The following is a 1,452-nucleotide window of genomic DNA, read 5'->3' as shown; positions in this document are numbered from 1 at the left end:
ATATATTATGATTTGTAAATTATAGACACTTGCAAATTCAAGTTTGTAGAATCAAGAAAATCGGAATTTTTAGGAGAAAACGATGAAGAAATGGACAAAAATATTGTTGATAATAGTTATAGTTATTTTACTTTTGTTTGTGGGAATGTCCTATTTTATAGGGACGCAAGTTTTCATGGGGTCTACTCAATTGGTTACTTGTGAAGATACTTCAAAAGTGAAAGATAGTTTTTGGGAAAGATATAATATGGATTATGATGTTTTCTGCAGTACATATACTATAGAAAAAGTTGAAATCACTTCAACTTTTGATGAACATATGATACCGGCAGATTACATATATGCTCTTGGTGAAGAAGGAGATAAGAATAATCCAACAGTTATTTTAGTGCATGGTCTTGGTGGAAATCGTTATACCAATTATCCTTTAGCAGAAATGTTTTTACAGAAAGGATATAATGTATTGACTTATGACCAGAGAAGTAGCAACGAAAATACAGCTCAATATACTACATTTGGATACTGGGAAAAATATGATTTGATTGATTACATTGATTATGTCTATAGCCATGCACCGGAGCAAGTGATAGGAATATGGGGTACATCGTTTGGTGGAGCAACTGCAGGATTAGCAATGGGAGATAAGGATGTTGAAAACAAAGTGGATTTTCTGATTCTAGATTGTCCGGTTAGTGATATGAAATGGATGGTAGAAGAAGAAATGAGAAAGATGGATATTGGATTGCCTATATCTTACATGACATTCTGTGGCAACATTATCAACAAAATGAAATTGGGATTTAGTTATGATGATGCAAATGTATGTGACAAAATTGCAGATATTGAAATTCCGGTTTTGGTAATAAACAGTGAAGCAGATACATTAACCCCACAGTTTATGGGACAAGAAATATATGATTCAATACAAAATGAAGAAATTAAAATGATTTGGACGGTAACTGATAGTGAACATACAGAAATATGGTTAGATCATAACCAAGAATATCGAGAAAAGGTTCAAGAATTATTGAATTTTACTAAATGATAGAAATAGGGAAAGTAAACTTTCAGTTTGTGGAATCAAGAAAATCGGAATTTGGAGGGGAATAACATGAATAGATTTGGTGTAAAGCTAATTCTTTCAATCGTTTCTTTTTTGGCAGTCAATATCTGGCTTATAGGTAAGGGTGTAGCAAAGGGCGCTGCTGACTTTTTCATATCTGCAACGGTTGAGGAAACAATACTATTTATCATTTTACAGCTATTAGTTGTACTGATATATTTTATATATCCTCTTACGGTAAAAAAATATAAAATCATTTACTGGTCTGTATCTGAAGCCTTAGTCATTATTACAGTTCTCTTTTGGGGAATATTTATTGTCGGTCCGATTTGGTTAAAATAAGCAAATTTGAATTTGCAAGTGTCTATAATTTACAAATCATAATATAT

Annotated in this window: 2 protein-coding genes; both read left to right on the top strand. The window is 31.7% G+C overall.

The features are described 5' to 3' along the window. The first annotated feature begins 82 nt into the window (after window positions 1-82). Entirely contained in the window at window positions 83-1,045 is a 963-nt protein-coding gene (locus tag DWW43_RS12005) for an alpha/beta fold hydrolase (RefSeq protein ID WP_008402206.1), read from the top strand. Between the two features lie 66 nt (window positions 1,046-1,111). After that, on the top strand, window positions 1,112-1,405 hold the full coding sequence (locus DWW43_RS12000; protein WP_004853536.1) for a hypothetical protein: 294 nt from the start codon (window positions 1,112-1,114) through the stop codon (window positions 1,403-1,405). The last annotated feature ends 47 nt before the right edge of the window (window positions 1,406-1,452 follow it).

The sequence above is a fragment of the Clostridium sp. AF15-41 genome (assembly GCF_003604095.1).
In the GTDB taxonomy this organism is placed as follows: domain Bacteria; phylum Bacillota; class Clostridia; order Lachnospirales; family Lachnospiraceae; genus Coprococcus.
This window is presented reverse-complemented; position numbering and strand designations above follow the sequence as displayed.